This is a genomic window from Paenibacillus sp. 1182 (assembly GCF_017833915.1).
Taxonomy (GTDB): Bacteria; Bacillota; Bacilli; order Paenibacillales; family Paenibacillaceae; genus Paenibacillus; species Paenibacillus polymyxa_D.
On the sequence record NZ_JAFICR010000003.1, the window covers coordinates 184,542 to 201,836 of the forward strand.

Annotated in this window: 16 protein-coding genes; 11 read left to right on the forward strand and 5 right to left on the reverse strand. The window is 47.7% G+C overall.

The genetic code is table 11. The features are described 5' to 3' along the window. Positions 1-66 precede the first annotated feature (66 nt). Both JOD82_RS06510 and JOD82_RS06515 read left to right on the forward strand, forming a co-directional pair. On the forward strand, positions 67-504 hold the full coding sequence (locus JOD82_RS06510; protein ID WP_069011383.1) for a MarR family winged helix-turn-helix transcriptional regulator: 438 nt from the start codon (positions 67-69) through the stop codon (positions 502-504). Between the two features lie 21 nt (positions 505-525). After that, positions 526-1,356 (forward strand): DegV family protein, encoded by an 831-nt coding sequence (locus JOD82_RS06515; protein ID WP_039274794.1) that lies wholly within the window; start codon positions 526-528, stop codon positions 1,354-1,356. A 246-nt stretch (positions 1,357-1,602) separates the two neighbouring features. Here JOD82_RS06515 and JOD82_RS06520 read toward each other — a convergent pair whose 3' ends face one another. The 3 genes from JOD82_RS06520 to JOD82_RS06530 form a co-directional block, all read right to left on the reverse strand. Continuing rightward, positions 1,603-2,343 carry a BclA C-terminal domain-containing protein gene (locus JOD82_RS06520; protein WP_397376022.1) on the reverse strand — a complete coding sequence of 247 codons (741 nt, stop codon included), beginning with the start codon at positions 2,341-2,343 and terminating at the stop codon, positions 1,603-1,605. Between the two features lie 556 nt (positions 2,344-2,899). Next, a complete protein-coding gene (locus tag JOD82_RS06525; protein WP_209948010.1) occupies positions 2,900-4,126 on the reverse strand; it encodes an MFS transporter in 1,227 nt (408 codons plus the stop codon). 69 nt (positions 4,127-4,195) lie between these two features. Then, positions 4,196-6,223, reverse strand: coding sequence for a beta-galactosidase (locus tag JOD82_RS06530; RefSeq protein ID WP_209948012.1), 2,028 nt, complete (start codon positions 6,221-6,223; stop codon positions 4,196-4,198). A gap of 138 nt (positions 6,224-6,361) precedes the next feature. Here JOD82_RS06530 and JOD82_RS06535 point away from each other — a divergent pair, with 138 nt between their 5' ends. The 8 genes from JOD82_RS06535 to coaD all read left to right on the forward strand — a co-directional run bounded on the left by JOD82_RS06535 (position 6,362) and on the right by coaD (position 13,375). Then, positions 6,362-7,198, forward strand: a complete 837-nt coding sequence (locus tag JOD82_RS06535) for an AraC family transcriptional regulator (RefSeq protein WP_029514745.1) — start codon at positions 6,362-6,364, stop codon at positions 7,196-7,198. 193 nt (positions 7,199-7,391) lie between these two features. After that, positions 7,392-9,209 carry an APC family permease gene (locus JOD82_RS06540; protein ID WP_029514744.1) on the forward strand — a complete coding sequence of 606 codons (1,818 nt, stop codon included), beginning with the start codon at positions 7,392-7,394 and terminating at the stop codon, positions 9,207-9,209. A gap of 138 nt (positions 9,210-9,347) precedes the next feature. Beyond that, on the forward strand, positions 9,348-10,466 hold the full coding sequence (locus JOD82_RS06545) for an acyltransferase family protein (RefSeq protein WP_209948013.1): 1,119 nt from the start codon (positions 9,348-9,350) through the stop codon (positions 10,464-10,466). Positions 10,467-10,637: 171 nt separating this feature from the next. Continuing rightward, positions 10,638-11,270: a hypothetical protein gene (locus JOD82_RS06550; protein WP_209948015.1), complete on the forward strand. Its 633-nt coding sequence runs from the start codon at positions 10,638-10,640 to the stop codon at positions 11,268-11,270. Next, on the forward strand, positions 11,263-11,778 hold the full coding sequence (locus JOD82_RS06555; protein WP_209948017.1) for an accessory gene regulator ArgB-like protein: 516 nt from the start codon (positions 11,263-11,265) through the stop codon (positions 11,776-11,778). The genes JOD82_RS06550 and JOD82_RS06555 overlap by 8 nt, the downstream gene beginning before the upstream one ends. 5 nt (positions 11,779-11,783) lie before the next feature. Continuing rightward, positions 11,784-11,906, forward strand: coding sequence for a cyclic lactone autoinducer peptide (locus JOD82_RS06560; protein WP_023988155.1), 123 nt, complete (start codon positions 11,784-11,786; stop codon positions 11,904-11,906). A 313-nt stretch (positions 11,907-12,219) separates the two neighbouring features. Next, positions 12,220-12,861 carry a 16S rRNA (guanine(966)-N(2))-methyltransferase RsmD gene (gene rsmD, locus JOD82_RS06565; protein ID WP_209948020.1) on the forward strand — a complete coding sequence of 214 codons (642 nt, stop codon included), beginning with the start codon at positions 12,220-12,222 and terminating at the stop codon, positions 12,859-12,861. After that, positions 12,854-13,375 (forward strand): pantetheine-phosphate adenylyltransferase, encoded by a 522-nt coding sequence (coaD, locus tag JOD82_RS06570; protein ID WP_013309846.1) that lies wholly within the window; start codon positions 12,854-12,856, stop codon positions 13,373-13,375. The genes rsmD and coaD overlap by 8 nt, the downstream gene beginning before the upstream one ends. Here the strand turns inward: coaD and JOD82_RS06575 are convergent. Next, entirely contained in the window at positions 13,338-14,621 is a 1,284-nt protein-coding gene (locus tag JOD82_RS06575) for a nucleoside recognition domain-containing protein (protein WP_069011387.1), read from the reverse strand. The two genes, coaD and JOD82_RS06575, sit on opposite strands and share 38 nt — an antisense overlap. 197 nt (positions 14,622-14,818) lie before the next feature. Here JOD82_RS06575 and JOD82_RS06580 point away from each other — a divergent pair, with 197 nt between their 5' ends. Continuing rightward, complete coding sequence (locus tag JOD82_RS06580) at positions 14,819-15,850, forward strand: YlbL family protein (RefSeq protein ID WP_029514737.1); 1,032 nt, start codon at positions 14,819-14,821, stop codon at positions 15,848-15,850. Here the strand turns inward: JOD82_RS06580 and JOD82_RS06585 are convergent. Further along, the gene (locus JOD82_RS06585) at positions 15,840-17,075 is read right to left on the reverse strand and encodes a nucleotidyltransferase (RefSeq protein WP_209948022.1); all 1,236 of its coding nucleotides are present in this window, start codon (positions 17,073-17,075) and stop codon (positions 15,840-15,842) included. The two genes, JOD82_RS06580 and JOD82_RS06585, sit on opposite strands and share 11 nt — an antisense overlap. Between the last annotated feature and the right edge of the window lie 220 nt (positions 17,076-17,295).

The window sequence follows — 17,295 nt, forward strand, 5'->3', positions numbered from 1 at the left end:
CAATTCATTATAGTACATAGTATTAATAGTTAACTGTATGTATTATGTGTGTTGCGGAGGTTCACTATGAAAGATTATGAACTAAGGGACGAATTGAGAGAATCCGTTAACCGGATTTATGACATGGAATTATTCAGTAGCCTGACGGAGCTTGTTCAGGGGGAAAACCATGTGCTTCAATATTTAGTTCAGCATCGGGATGATGAAGTTAATCCTTCCTTGCTCAGCGATGATCTGCATGTATCCAGATCAAGAATTACGGCAGCGCTTACGGGATTAAGGAAAAAAGGCTATGTGACTATGGAAATGTCAGAGCATGACAGACGACGAATGTGTGTAAGGCTCACAGTAGATGGTGAATCCTTGATCAGACAGAAGCAAGAGAGAATTGAAGGTTATTTTGAAGCGCTTGTAGTAGGTTTGGGTGAGAAGAATGTGAAGGAATTTATACGGTTAATTGAGCTTTCTTTGAGTACTATGAACGCTCGTTCTATTGAAAAATAACATAATGTGAGGGTGTACCGGGTGAGATATAAAATAATAGCAGATAGTTGCTGTGATTTAACGAGAGAGCTTAGAGAAGAGATGCAGATTACTACGATCCCGTTAAATATGACGCTGGGAGATAAATGCTTTGTAGATGATGACACATTGGACTTACCTCAGTTTATGGAAGAAATGAAAGCCTGTACAACCAAAATAGGATCCGCATCACCGTCACCTATGCTATATAAGGAAGCCTTTCAAGGTGCGCATACTTCTTTTGCCATTACATTATCCAGCAACCTGTCCAGTTCGTATTCCAGTGCATTGGTAGGAAAAGATATGGCGGAAGAAGAGGGGGCGGATGTTCATGTATTTGATTCGAAAAGCGCTTCGGCTGGACAGCTCTTGTTAGCTCTAAAACTGCGCAAGTTGATTGACGAGGGATATCATAAAAGCGAAATTATTTCTTCCTTAGAGAGCTTTATCAGCAAGATGAAAACCTACTTTGTTTTAGAAAATCTGGATAATTTGGTTAAGAACGGGCGGATGAATAAAATCACTGGAAAGATACTTTCACTCTTGCATATCAGGCCTATTTTAGGCTCGGATGGTGACGGTAATATCGCATTTTTTACTCAAGCACGCGGCCAGAATCAAATTATCGAAAAGTTGGCAGATACTATTGAAAAAAGTGGCCGGGCTACCGAAGGAGAGAGCATTGTCATTACTCACTGCAATAATCCTGGGCTGGCGGAAAAATTAATGAATGCGCTGAAGAAACGCTATCAATTTAAAGATATTCATATTGTGTCCACCAGAGGGATTAGTTCAATGTATGCCAATGACAAAGGTATTATTATGGCGTTTTAAGCTATAGAAGTGGACTGTAATGATGACTGCCCATTGGAACAAGAATCGAGATTGGTAGTAATGTATGGAATGGAGAAGGTAACCCCTCTCCTCCCGCTCAAGCGACAGGGGTTTTAAGGAAATTCCATGGTTGCAATCCATGAAGAAGTGAATAGATTTTCTGTCATTGGCCCAAGCGGGAACAAGCTGATGTTTGATCTGAACAAATGAGCCGTTAGTAGTAAAATAAACGGGATGTTTCCAGATCTAACTTAATCTTTTGATAACCACAGAAGCGTTTACGTTGGCTTGGGTACCTCCAGCTAAAGTTTGGAGGGTAACCGCAGCGGCAGAACTATGATTTCTCAGGGTAAGAACATCACCGGATGCCAGAGCGATGATGGCTTGCCCTGTATTTTGCTGTGTGCCAGCTCCTGAGCCGTATATGGTTCCCGCAGCAAGGGTTCCATTAACAAATATTGCGAATTGACTTGGCTCTACACCCGATACTGAAAAATTAACTTCATAGATCCCCGCGTCAGTTACTGCAATCTGTGTAGTGCCGGGAGCATGTGTAATACCAGGTGTAAGTATACCGTTCGTATCGAAAATGACATCCGCTTCTATCGGAACGACTTGAGCACCTAAGTTGTAAATATAACCAAACTGTGCTATTCCACCTGCGGCTCCAGTAGCTCCAGTAGCGCCGGTGGCCCCCATCGCTCCAGCGGTACCCGTAGCACCAGTGGCACCTACCGCACCCGCAGGACCTGCTGGACCGATAGCACCTGCCGCGCCTGCAGGACCTACAGGGCCGACTGGTCCAGCAACGCCCGCAGGACCTACTGGTCCTACTGATCCAGCAACGCCCGCAGGACCTACAGGTCCTACAGGTCCTACTGGTCCTACTGGTCCTACTGGTCCTACCGGTCCTACCACACCCGCAGTGCCTACAGCCCCCGCTGCACCCACATTTCCGGCAGCCCCAACGGCGCCCGCAGTACCCACAGCCCCCGCTGCGCCAACATTTCCGGCAGCCCCGACAGCCCCAGCTGTACCTACGGCACCCGCTGCACCTACGTTACCTGCTGCACCTACGTTACCTGCTGCACCTATAGCTCCAGGAGCACCCGTTGCACCAAAAACATCTTGAGGGATATTTACACGGACGATTTGCTTTTTGACGACGATTTCCTTACAAAAGCACTTTCTTTTCGAGTGGCACTTTCTTTTCGAGCGGCCTTTTCTCTTTGGGGGCTTCTCATCAAACTTTTTTTCTAACTTATCAAACCAGGCACGGACAAAAACATTTTTTTTACGGCCTTTTTTTCGTTTTAATTCAGGATGACCCAATACAAACACCTCCATATGGTTTGTTGTATACTACTCCATTCATCTAGAGGAGGCATGGATATCTGTCCTGTGATTCATAGGAAACGATCTATTTTGACTAAAAACAGGCTACTGTACAAGGTACATTCGTCTAGTATGTAAAAAAAGCACCTTTGAATGTGCACTTGGATGACAACCAAGGAACAGACAAAGGCACCAGTAGAGGTATATATCATGATGAGGCGGTTTGAAGCCGCTTTTTGCGCACATATAGGGCGTACAAGATGCCCCCAAGCAGGCACAGGATACATGTGAAGCCTGCCAGCAACCACGCCGATGAGACTGCTCCACCACGATCCATGCTATTTCCGAGCCATAAAGGCAGCAGAGCTCCCCCAACTCCACCTGCGCCTATAAGCAGGCTGGTGGTAGATTCTTCGGTGCCTGGCATCATTTTGCTGGCAAAAACAAGTGCGATGGAAAAAATGCCCGACATGCCCAGCCCCAGCAGTGTGATAAGGACAAAGGCAACGGTAGTTCCCTTGATCAGCGGGAACACGCATAGCAGCACGGTCGCCGCCAGCGAGCTTAGGGCTACAAAGACACCATAGCCGTACCGATCAGCAATACTTCCTGCGAACAACCGTCCGGTAGCCATTGCTAGCCAGAAGCAGGTGACACTGAGTGCTGCCTCCGCTTGAGTGAGGCCCAGCCGTTCGATGAACATGGAGGGCAGGAAATTGGCCAAGCTCATCTCTGTTCCTACATAGATAAAGAAAAAGACGATAAATAGTGTAAGTAGCTTCCAATTGCCAATAGGGCTACCCTCAGAGGCTTTCTCCGTGGGTGACTTCAGAGAATTAGTCGAACGCTTAAGGCTGTTATCTCGGTGTTCCTGTGGGTCCAATACAGCGTCCAGCGTGCCGAAGGACCCGCGCAGCCAAGCTATAATGGTCACGGCTGCAAACATGGAAATGATGGGAAAGGCCAATCGCCACCAACCAAGAGCGATAAGTTGGCTGGCGATAGCGGGCATAGCCAAAGCGCCGATCCCAAAAAAGACTTCCAGACGGCTCATCGCCGCGCCCGTTCCTTGAGTAATGCCGCTGATAATAATAGTGCCAATGAGTGTTTCTACCATGCCGAAGCCAAACCCCGCTGCTGCCCCGACGGCATATAGCCAACCCCAAGGCGGCAGCAATGAGTATAGCACTTCAGCCGCGCACAGCAAGAGCAGGGCGAATACCAGACTTCGGCGTTTGCCGAAACTTCGGGCAAGCCACGGTGACAGCAGGACTCCAACCAGAAAACCGGAAAATTGAGCGAAGATTAGACTACCGCCATCCGTATAGTTTCTACCGTAATGCTCTAACAACACAGGCAGTAGGGAGCCTACAACCACGTGTGCCAGGCCGATTAAAAAATAAGACAAGCTGCCGATCCATAGCAGTCGTTTCATGATGAACTCCTTTGATACCTAGATTATACTCATGCAGCAAAGTGAACTGTATGTGTCAAATCTGAGTGATTATGCTAGCTCCAGTACTTGAAAGCCGTAGCCTTCAATAGAAATATCTCCTTCCAGGTATTTACCGCTGATTAGCTCATTCCCTTTCTGATCATCCAGATGATATTGCTGCGTCTGGGCGTTATGATTCAGAATGAACAGATATGATTTTCCATCTTTGGTCCGTACAGTGGTTTCTACACCCGCAGGAGCGCGCAGCAGGGATGGAATCCCTTTTTGCTCACAAATGTAGCCCAACAGGCCATCAAGGAAAGTCTCTTCAGGATCTGAAGCAACGTACCATGCCTCGCCTTGACCGAAACGATTGCGTGTCAGCACTGGCATGCCCTGATAGAAATCATCGCCGTATTCCGCCAGCACCTCGGCACCTTCGCTATGCAACAAGTCGCAGAGCAGGCCACATTGATATTCACCTTGTAATACGCCCACCTTTTCTTTTAATACAATGCGATTGTATGATTCCGGCAGAAGCGCGTCAATTTCCTCCACCCAGATCCCGAGCAAGTTACGCAGTTTACCAGGATATCCTCCGGTTGTGACCAAATCGTTTTCATTTACAATGCCACTGAAAAAGGTCGTTACGAAGGTGCCTCCATGCTCTGTGAATTGTTCCAGCTTCTCGGCGGTACCTGGCTTGACCATGTAGAGTACAGGCGCGATAATGAGATCATATTTCTGGAAATTTGCATCAACGGAAATCAGGTCTATCTGTACGTTACGCCGGAAGAGGGTCGCATAATACTTATGCACCTGATCCACATATTTCAAGGCGACAGAAGGACCGCTTGATTTTTCCAATGCCCACCAATTATCCCAATCAAACAAAATGGCTACTTTGGCATTGACGGTCGCGTCAAGTAGCGTGTTGCCTAATGCGCCAAGCTCACTGCCAAGCTGTGCCACCTCGCGAAATACACGTGTGTTCTCATGCCCGGCATGCTCAATAACAGCCCCGTGGAATTTCTCACATGCGCCGATTGAGCGGCGAAGCTGGAAGAACATGACCGTGTCCGCGCCATGCGCGACTGCCTGATAACTCCATAACCGCATAACGCCGGGCCGTTTAAGCGAATTATACGCCTGCCAGTTCTGCTGGCTCGGTGTTTGCTCCATTAGCATATAGGGTTGCCCATCCTTCAAGCCGCGCATCAGATCGTGTGCCATCGCGGTATAGCTCGGCGGGGTATTAGCCGCAGGATAACTATCCCAAGATACAATATCCATGTGCTTAGCCCATTTAAAATAGTCCAGTTGTTTGAAAAATCCCATCAGATTGGTCGTTATCACGGCATGGGGAATATGCTTTTTAATTGCGTTGTATTCCAGCAGATAGCAATCCAGCATACTGTCTGAATTAAATCGTGCATAATCGAGGGATATACCCTGAAAGGAGGAGTGATTTTCTCCCCAATGCTCGCTCAAATTATTTGGTGGCACGATTTCATCCCAATCATAGAAGGTATGACCCCAGAAGGAAGTATTCCACACCCGGTTTAGCTCTTCCAGTGATCCGTATTTTTGCTTGAGCCACATCCGGAATGCGGCCGCGCAGTTATCACAATAGCAATCTCCGCCGTACTCATTGGACACGTGCCACACGAGGATTGCGGGATGGTTTTTGTATCGTTCTGCAAGTTGGTCAGCCATCTGCTCCGAGTATTTTCGATACGTAGGACTATTCGGACAAGAATTGTGGCGACCACCGAACTTCCGCTTCCGTCCGTCAGCGTCCACCCGGAGAACGTCGGGGTAGCGAGTAGCCATCCAAGCAGGGTGTGCTGCCGTGCTAGTAGCTAGACAAACGAAGATATCGCTTTCATAAAGACTGTCAATCAATTGATCCAGCCATTCAAAATGATATGTGATTTCGTCGGATTGAATTTTGGCCCATGAGAATACGTTGACCGTGGCGATATCAATCCCTGCCTGCCTGAACATCCGTAAATCTTCCTGATGCGTGGCCTTATCCCATTGTTCAGGATTATAATCTCCACCGTAAAATACTTTAGGTAGTTTACTGCTTATCATGCCAATCACCTCTGTATATAAGAATAATTCTATCTTATAATACAAATAACTGCTTTTAAATATAATAAAATGAACGTGTATATAACAATATGGATCTACATGAGAAATACATACCCGCATACGCCGGAGGTGCTTTTTATGATTTTAACTCCCCATCATTTGCGATTTTTCCTGACTACGCGTGAGCACTCTTTACCCCTTTTTATTGAAAGTATCGGATTTAACAGCAGGCAGGAGGATGTGTCCCGTCCAGAGGGCTATCCGTGCTTTCACTGGATTCAGACGGTGTCTGGTGAAGGGATGTTTACATTTAAAGGGGGGACCTTTCGTCTGGGGGAGCAGTCTGGAGTTCTGCTGCTACCTGGGGAATCCCATGCATACAGACGGGCGACCAAGGTATGGCGAACGTTATACATTACATTTGACGGCCCCATCGCCGCTGCTGTACTGACTGCACTGGGGTTAAAGCATACGCGTGGGTATCATTGGGACCCGGATAGCGAGCTGCACAGTTTTGGGGAAACGATGCTTCATTCCATGGTTAGTGAACGTGATTTGTCTGGATTAGATGCTTCGGCCAATATGTATCGTTTTCTGACTCTGCTGCGTAAACATGGACAACATAGCTCGATGCCTTCCCTATCCCATAATGTGGAACGATTAACCCCTGTACTGGCCTTTATGGAGCAAAATTATGCCAGTCCAGATGTGGGCCTAGGTGATATGGCAGTTATGATGAATGTCAGCTCCCGTCATTTAAATACATTATTTAAGCAAGCGTTTGGTGTGACTTCGTATGCTTATCTGATTGTGATTCGGCTGCGGAAGGCCAAGGAAATGATGGCGGAATATCCGCAATTAACAGTAAAGGAGATTTCGGAGCGAGTGGGCTTCCGAGATACCAGTCATTTTGTGGCAACTTTTCGCCGAGCTGAAGGAATTACCCCGGAAAGGTTCAAATTACTGTATACATAAAGGTATTTTATCGAAATGCTCTTTCTTACTCGGGAATGCTCTTTTTAGGGAGCATTCCTTATTGTTTTTTTCAGGAAGAGGGAGTATAAAATAATAGTTCATTTGTTTCATCAATCTGATGTGCAGGTGACATAATAAACATAAGATCCATAATTCTTTTGCAAAACCCTCATCCAAAGAAGGAGTCAACGAAATGCTGAGCAAAGTCAAAAGATTATTAATCGGTCGTCCGCGAAAGTCGACGGCCCTTGAAGATGAGAAGCTGAATAAGCTCAAGGCACTGGCCATTCTGTCCTCAGATGCCTTATCCTCTGTAGCTTATGGAACGGAGCAAATTCTGCTGGTTTTAATTACAGCCGGCTTTGCTGCCCTATGGTATTCCATTCCTATATCCATTGCGGTATTGGGTTTGCTGATCATTCTGATCCTGTCTTATAGACAGACCATTTTTTCCTATCCTGGTGGCGGAGGAGCGTACATTGTTGCACAGGACAATTTGGGAAAGAGTCCGAGTCTGATTGCAGGCGGTTCTTTGCTGGTCGATTATATTCTGACGGTAGCAGTTAGCTCATCAGCAGGTACAGATGCCATTACATCGGCGTTCCCATCGTTACATGATCATCGGATCGCCATTGCTCTAATTATGATCATCTTTTTGACGATTATGAACTTGCGCGGAGTAACAGAATCTGCCTCAGTGCTGGCTGTACCGATTTACTTATTTGTTGTTGCCATATTTGTTTTGATTATTAGCGGTATCATTCATTACGTGGCAGGGGGAGCTCATGCTGCAGCACCGCAATTTGGAGCTACGGTATCCAACGTCAGCCTGTTCCTGTTACTGAAGGCGTTCAGCTCGGGTTGCTCGGCGTTAACTGGGGTAGAAGCTGTCTCGAATGCCATTCCGAACTTCCGCAAGCCAGCTGCCAAAAATGCAGCAACTACACTAATGATGATGGGTTTGATTCTCGGGTGTATGTTTATCGGAATCAGTTTGCTGGCTTATTGGTACGGTGTTCGTCCTAATCCGCATGAAACGGTCATTTCGCAAATTGCGAACGCCACTTTCGGGCGCGGTGTGATGTATTACATCATTCAGGGTGTAACGGCGCTCATCTTGTTTTTGGCGGCGAATACAGCCTATTCGGCCTTTCCATTGCTTGCTTTTATGCTCGCGAAGGACAAATACATGCCGCACATGTTCATGGTTCGTGGAGATCGGCTCGGATACTCTAATGGTATTTTGTTTCTGAGTATCTTCTCGGCATTGCTGGTCATCGTATTTGGCGGCAACACAGAAAATCTGATCCCGCTTTATGCAGTAGGGGTATTTATCCCGTTTACCCTTTCACAGCTTGGTATGATGATTCGCTGGATCAAGCTCAAACCGCCAGGCTGGATTGTCAAACTTGCTATTAATACGGTTGGGATGCTGACCACGCTGTCGATTACGCTCATCTTTATCTTCACCAAGTTTAGCCAGGTGTGGGTAGTCTTTATCTTCCTGCCTTTGGTTCTGTATTTCTTTATGAAGATCAACAGGCATTACAAAAATACGGCTGAACAACTGCGCATTGATATTACCAAGGATAAACCTATGGTGAAAGGCAATACGATTATTATTCCGGTGGCAGGCATTACGCGAGTCGTCATGAATACGATCAGCTATGCCAAAACCTTGTCGGACAATGTGGTTGCCGTATATGTGGGTGTGGATGATGATGCAATTCGCAAAATGGAACAGAAATGGGAAGAGTGGGATGTCGGTATACGTTTGGTCGTACTGAAATCCCGTTATCGCAGCATTATTAATCCGCTTCGCAAGTTCATCGATACAGTAGAGTGGAAAAAAGCAGACGAGGACCATATCACTGTTCTCATTCCACAATTCATCACCAAGCACTGGTGGGAAAATATTCTACACAATCAGACCAGCTTACTGATGAGAGCTTATTTAATTAATTATAAAGACGTGATCGTAACGACCGTACCTTTTCATTTAAACAAATGACAAAATGAACATCTTTTGGCCGCATTTCTTTGCGGTCGGAAGGTGTTTTTTTGCATAACGAGGATATTTACTTTAGTGATACATTTTGTGTATTATAGATACAAAATGTATCATTTGAGGCTGTTATGGAGGGATACGATGCCCGAAGCTAAGGGGAAAATGGAAGATGACAAGCTGCAATTTGTAGATACGCTAAGGGCGCTGGCTATTATTGGAGTTTTGCTTGTGCATGTCAGCCAGCATGTGGACGGATTAAACGGATGGTTGCAAAAAGGCTTGAGTATAGGAGCCAAAGGTGTCGCTTTATTTTATATGGCCAGCGCTTTTACGCTATTTTTGTCCTTAAGCAGACGTTCGGGTAACAAGAGTGAAAGAATTTCAGCTTACCTGATGCGTCGTTTTTTTCGGATTGCTCCTTTGTATTACGTGATGTTAGGAATCTATTTAGTTGTGAACGGGACAGGTCCACGATTTTGGCTTGGGGATCAGGAGGGAGTCACTGCCGCCAATATCGCAGCTCATGTCCTGTTTCTGAATGGTCTGAATCCGTACTGGATCAACAGCATTATCGGTGTGGAATGGTCCATTGCGGTGGAATGTATGTTTTATCTGTTTATCCCTCTATTATTTAAGCTAATCCGATCCGTCCGCCATGCGACGTGGTTTGTCGTGATGGCGCTTGTGGTAAGCTTGGGGCTAAATACGGTAAGTGTTCAATATCCATGGATTAGTGATCACTCTTTATGGGGGCACTATCTGTATTTATGGTTTCCGAATCAATTGCCTGTCTTTGGGCTAGGTATATTGTTGTTTTTCATTTGGAAAGACGAGCGGCATTGGAAAAGTATAGACCGGGTTAGTGGAGTTTTGCTGCTTGTTTCTGTGCTATTTTCATTTTTAGAAGGCATGACCGATGTTCTCATAGGTGTCGGGTTGCTGCTGGGAGCGTATGCTTTGTATCACTGGCAGCCGATATGGCTGCTTAATCGGGTATGGTCATGGATCGGCCGCCTTAGCTACAGCATGTATTTGACGCATATGCTGGCTCTGGGACTAGTCGTACAGGTTAAAATACCTTTTGCTCCCCTAGTCAGCCTCACACTTATGTTTATCATGACGTTGCTAGTCACCATCGGACTATCTTGGTTTACCTACTCGTGGATTGAACAGCCCGGCATCCGTTGGGGGAAAAAGCTTATATCACGTATGAAGCCTGTGCGCAAGCAGGGAGATTCGGTCAAAGAAAGTGTTGCCTAAGCTACAACTTGAAGCAGCATCCGATAACATTTGGTTGAAGTGCTTGAATAAATCTATGAAATAATTGAAAAGACCTCTTGAAAAGTAGCTCCCAGCCCTTTATATTCGATGTACATCCAAGTTTTTGAATACACCGATGAGGTTTGTTGGAATTGTAAAGGAGATGCACGCATGCTTTTGAAGCCAATCGGCTTTTTGCTTTTCTCCACACTTGAGGGAGTCGCTGTTTTTGCGCTTATTTTGAGTGTTTTTAAAGTTAAAATGACCCCTTATCTATGGCAGGCCATTTTTGTTAACCTGATTATGAATATGCAAAGTTATATGCTTCGAGAGGAGTTTTCCCTTTCGTATTTGGTGCCTGTCGTAAATATGCTGCTTTTTATTTTTTTACTCGCTACGGTCGTGAAGATTCCGATTGTGTGGTCCGGTATTATGACGGTTACAGGTTATTTTGCATATGCCGTTGTTCAGTCGGTATTCTTAAAAGTCATGTTCGGCAATCTTCCGGTTTCTGAGCTGCAGGATGGGTCCTTGAAGGGCTATCAGCTACAAGTGGTAAGCGCGGCAGTAGGACTGCTTATTTCATTGATGTTGTCTCGAAAAGGGATCGGCTTTTCCCCTAATTTCAAGAAGCTTAAGTTCAAAGAGGAATATGGCATTGTCATCACGCTGATTATCCTGTCTCTCATTTCAACTTCTATTGTGCTCTACTATAACGAGGTATGGTTAAGTATGATATTTTTTGCACTGGTTTCGGGATTTTTCATCTATTATGCAATCGGAAAGGAATACCGGGATGATTGAAGCGATGGCTTTCAAACTTGCTAACCAGATCAAACGTACTGTGCCTGATCATCCGGCCTCTGTCGCGGTACTTAAATACGCACTTGCTCTCATTCTGAATGCGTCCCTGATCATTGTGTTGACACTATTCGCCTCATTCTTCACGGGGCGTATGGTAGAGGCTGTTACGATTCTCGTCGCTTTCGCCCTACTGCGCCAAATGTCAGGAGGCATTCATTTGAAAACGGGCATGACATGTGTGTTGGTGACCTCAGCAGCTTTTACTTACATATCCTGCATTGCCTTAAATAGTTGGTGGACAAACCTGTTTACCGGAATAGCTCTCATTTTCGTTTTATGTTTTGCCCCGTCCAGAATTGAAAAGCAGTCGCGCATTCCAGTACGGTTTTATCCCCTCTTGCGGCTGTTATCCTCCTTGCTTGTATGTACTAATTTTGTAATCGCTTCCTCTGTAGTGGCTGTTGCTTTTTTGGTCCAAAGCCTAACATTGATCCGGGGAAGGAGGTGAGTGGAATGATGAGAAAAATGGTATATGGGTTAGCCACATCGTTGTCTATGTTTGCTACATTTGCTGTATCAGTGGCGAGTTACGTGTATGTTTATCAAGGGGATACACCCGAGGAACTACTGAAATAAACAAAATGCCGAAATAGAAAAATGATACATAGAGCTGCTCTTAAGCAGCTCCTTTTTATGCAAAAAAAATCAGGCGCTCCATTTAAAGAGCGCCCGAATGGGAGAGGAGAAACCGGACGAAGAGCTTATGGGGAAACGTAAGTCTTCTCCGCGGTTGTCTACGACATTGGTTGAATGCCGATATCCTAAGGATGCCCAGGGAATGGTTTTTTATACCTGCCTCATCCTAAGTTTTTCAAACGGCGGTGCATGTGGTACGATAGCGTCATAATCTATGGTTATGAACACATATAGAAAATAGGTGAGTTTCAGCGTGAGAGTGGTATCGGGTAGTGCCAAAGGAAGGCTGTTAAAGGCAGTTCCCGGCACAGGGACGCGGCCAACCACGGATAAGGTCAAGGAAGCGCTATTTAGCATGATAGGTCCTTATTTTGATGGGGGAGTCGCACTTGATCTGTTTGCTGGCAGTGGTGGCCTGGGTATAGAGGCGCTTAGCAGGGGGATGGACAAGGCTGTTTTTATTGATATGGAATCCAAAAGCATTGATGTCATTAAAGAAAATTTGCGAAAAACTGGATTGGAAGGACAGGCTGAAGTGTTCCGCAATGATGCCGGACGAGCGCTCAAGGCGCTGGCAAAACGTGGAGCTCTTTTTGATGCTGTTTTTCTGGATCCGCCCTATCGTCTCAAACACGGAGATGAATTGATGAGCCGTATGGTTGAATTGAACTTGCTTCGTTCAGATGCAATCATCGTGCTGGAGTATGAATCGGGACATGAATATCCGGAAAGCTTCGGGCCGTTCGAACAGGTTAGAAAAGCAGTCTATGGGGAAACGGCGTTATCCATTTATCATTTTGCAGCCGATGCTTTATCGGATGTCGAAGAACATACAGAAGCCGGAGTGGTCAAGTTCGGCATCATCGAATCAGACGGGGAGGACCATCATGATTGAGCACAAACCACGTATTGCCGTATATCCGGGAACCTTTGATCCTGTGACAATGGGGCACCAGGATATTATTCAAAGAGCAGCCAGACAGTTTGATCTATTGATTGTCGCGGTTCTTAACAATATTAGTAAAAATCCGCTGTTTTCACTTGAGGAACGAATGGAGCTGCTGCGAACGGTAACTCGCGATATCCCGAACGTTGAAGTGGACAGCTTCCGTGATTTGACAGCTAATTATGTACGTCAAAAAGGGGCCCAAGTTATTGTCAGAGGAATCCGGTCGGTGACTGATTTTGAATATGAGCTGCAATTAGCCTCTACAAATCATAAGCTGAACCCGGATGCGGAAACGATCTTTATGATGACCAATCCGGCTTATTCATATCTGAGTTCCAGTATGGTGAAGGAAATTGCGCATTTTGATGGCAAGGTTGTAGATCTGGTGGCACCGGAGGTGGAAGACGCGCTGCGTGCAAAGGTCAACGCAAATCGCGGCGGCTCCACCATGAAGTCATAAAGGAAAAGGCCAGCAGGGTAACTATAATTGTACCCAGCAGCGCAATGGACAGTACGGTTAGTTGCCAGGGGTACATAGATGTTCCTTCTATTTGTGTTAGTAAGCTGCTGGCTTCGGCCATGACAGGATGCGTGCCGGATTCATTTACGCTTTCCGCAAAAGAAGACACAGAACTGCGACTGACGTAAGCGGGAATTGTATTGCTGACGATGCGGTTAAGCGGGACCCATGTCGCCAAGGTAAGTCCAAAAGCAATGATCCCATGGAGCACTCGTGACAAGGTGAAGGTGATACCCTTGTCGGAAGGTCTGGTGACGGCGGTAATTTGAAGCCAGCCGCACAGGCCGCCCCAGCCCAACACAGCACTGATCAGCGCTGCTTGTGTACGGAGATCGTAGGGCAGACGGCTGGTTTCATAGGAACCCAGATGGATTTCCATCCAAGCAGGCCATATGAAAGAAAGCGATCCTTGGCCTGTGTATATGGACAGCAGTCGAATCAGTACGGAAAAGAAAATAATGAATCCACCTGTCACCATCAGCGTCTGTACAGCATGGGATACGGTTTCGCCCAACAGTTTTCCGAAGCTGCGGCCGTCCCGTTCTCTGGCAGAACGGGTAGCTTCCCATGCGGATCGGATCAGGGAGGGAGAAGTACGGGAAACTGAGGTGCGCCGAAGGGCAGCTGGCGTTTCCCGTTTTTGCAATTCTTTGGACGATACAGGTAGTCTGGCGGTGATCCAGCCTGCCAGCAGCCCGGAAATCCAGTGAACGGCAAGTAACATCACGCCTACGGCAGCATTGTGCAGTAGCCCTGTCCCGATGACGAGCAGGATGGTAATCGGATTGCAGAAATGAGCGATGGCGGTTAGACGTCGAAGCTGAAGCGCGGTCATATCTTCCTGTTGTGACCATTGGCGTACTGCTTCCGCAGCAGCCGGGAATCCCGCGGTCAGGCCGAGGGCCAACACCCAGCCACTTCGTCCGGGTAGACGGAACCAGAATCGCATAAACGGCTCCAGCAGGACACCTAGTCCATGTACTAGACCAAAGGCGATGAGCATTTCGGACAGCATCAAAAAAGGTAGCATAGCTGGGAAAATAATACTCCACCATAGCTTAAGGCCTTGAGTAGAGGCTTGAAATACTTTTTCTGGTGAGGCGACAACAGCCAGTACAAGCAAAATGGCTCCGAGGCCAAGCAGTACGGTTGTCCAATAAGGAGCGGAATGGGCTTCCTTTTGCATCAAAAAATTCACCTCTCATAAATATGCTAAGGAGAGTCGGATGCTATCTCCAGCGTTTATTCACGTTCGTTGTCTTGGGATAGGTTGTTCGTATACGTTGTCGTAAATAATGTATGCTTTTTTGAAAGGCTTGAGAACAGGTGCACAGAGGCACTTGGATAAGATGGGAGAAGTTAGGCTGGAAGGGGGGAGAAGCAATGAAACGAATAAACCGGAAAAGAGCTTTTTTTACAACCGGTTATGTCTTAATGCTGGCTGCAATGGTCTATGTGCTGGTCTATATGCCAACCCCTTATCTGATCTACGGACCAGGTGGGGCAAATGAGATCAAACCGATGGTTAGAGTCCGGGAGGGTGACAGCATCGAACGGGGGGCCTTTATGATGACGACGGTATCGGCGCGTTATGCCAATGTTATCATGTTGGGTCTGTCCAAGTTGGACCGCAATTCGGAGATTCAGCGCAAAGAGGATCGTCTGCATGGAAAAAGTGAAGACGAGTATGCGGCAGAACAGTTATGGTATATGGGGGATTCCCAATCTTCCGCGATGGAGGCTGCCTACACCCGTGCCCATGTCCCCTATCGCATTGTGCCGGATTACGTGTATGTATTTAAGGTCCCGGGATCGAGCAGCGTGTTTGACCCCGGGGATGAAATATTGGAGCTGAACGGCGTGAGGGTGACCGATAATCGTTCCATTCGGAAGGCTTTGGAGGACGAAAAACCGGGAATAATGGCTAAAGTGAAGCTAAAGCGCGATGGAAAGTTGCTGTCCGTGCAAGCTCCTTTAACGACCATTACGGACAGTGAGACGGGCAAGCAACGTTCCGGATTTGGCGTCAGTATTGCCACGGTACAGAAGGTAGAGCCGAAGGATGGACGTAAAACGATTCATTTTACATCTACGGATGTTGGCGGTCCTTCGGCAGGTTTGATGTTTACCATGGAAATCTATAACCAACTGACACCAGGTGATTTGAGTAAGGGATATCGTGTAGCCGGTACGGGTACCATTGATAAGGACGGTCAGGTTGGAGCGATTGGTGGTGCAAAGTATAAAATAGTTGCTGCTGACCGTCAGGGTGCGGATTTGTTTTTCGTCCCTGCGGATAATTATAAAGAGGCCAAGACCAAAGCTGAGCAAATTGGAACCCGGATGAAGCTTGTTCCGGTTCGCAAACTTGGCGATGCGCTGAATTATATGGAAAAGCTGCCCATCAAACCATAATGGGCGGTCGCAAGTAATCAGCATACATGTCGCGGATGGCGGGGCGTGGCATCCCGGCTGCATGTATGGCGGCTGCGGCTGTATCCCAGTCCAGATGAGGATGTGATCCGGCAGACAGCTTGACCCATACCGGAAGGGTGGCTGTCTGCTTCATACGTGCCAGCAGTTCGCGTCCAGCCCTGTTAAAGCCAAGCACGCGGATATAGCCCGGACCTTTCGCCAGCTCAGCCGGAGTCATATCGGCTTTGGCATGATTCAGCAAAATATGTGCACACATCCGCTGAAGCTTCGTACGAGTATAGCGCCTTGTCTTGATCGCGGCGAGCAGGGCCTCCACAGAGGGCTGGGGCAGCGTGTAAAGCGATTGTCGCAGACGATGCTCCAGCCCTTCGGTGACCTCGTGCAGCTCCGCCAGCTGCTGCGAGCTACGTGTGATCAGGGCGTTCAGCAGCGGCTGGCTGAACGCTTCCCAATGCAGCGGAGCGCGTTCGGCTTGCCACTCGCGCCGCAAAATCCCCAGTGTCGCCGCAGGTATGTATGGCGACGCGGCCTCCGGCCCGCCGTCCAGCAGCAGACGGCGAATGGCCGTGGCACTGGCGATGACTCCGTCCGCAGGGGCCACGGCTTCATGGTAGCCCGATCCCGTGCGGGCTACCGTGAAGGGCTTGATTGTGCTGCCCAGCCGTTCCAGCGCAATCAAGTAATGCAGCCCCAACGTATTGTTGGGCTGCTGCATGAGGGCGGCGAGCGCAGCGCCGTCCGCTCCTTCGGCCGCGAGCGCGGCTGCGGCTCCCGCGTAGGCAGCGGGATAGCTCGCGCCGCTACTCAGGCGCTGCGCGATGCCGGCCTTGAGCTCGGCCGGCTCTGCCGCCAGCACGCGGGCCAGCGCGCGCAGCGGGGCGATGTCTCCGCTCTCGCTGCCGAAGCAGAGCGCGTCTACGATGCCTGTCGCATGGAGCAGGGCGATTGCTCCGCGGGCAAACCATTCTGCAGGCTGGACGGCATAGGCCACAGGCAGCTCCAGAACGAGGTCCACACCCATGGCGAGTGCCATTTCGGTGCGGGACCATTTGTCTGTAATCGCGGGTTCACCTCGCTGAAGGAAAGGACCACTCATCACAGCCACTGTGCGCTGTGCACCAGTGATGCGAAGAGATTCCTCCCAGTGATGGACATGTCCGTTATGCAGGGGATTGTACTCTACAATCATACCGAGTGTTTTCAAGACCGTATGTCGGCTCCTTTCTTATAGTAGCTTATTGGATAACTATTTTGACAATAATGGTTAAGTACCCGTGAATGATTGTTTTCAGGGCAGCTATACTGATTTTTCAGCATCGGCATGAACAAGACCATTGAGACCTGGACGAAAAAGCTTTATACTCGCATTATTGTACACGAAGAGTGGCGGGGGTACGAATACTCATCAGTACATGTTTAGCACA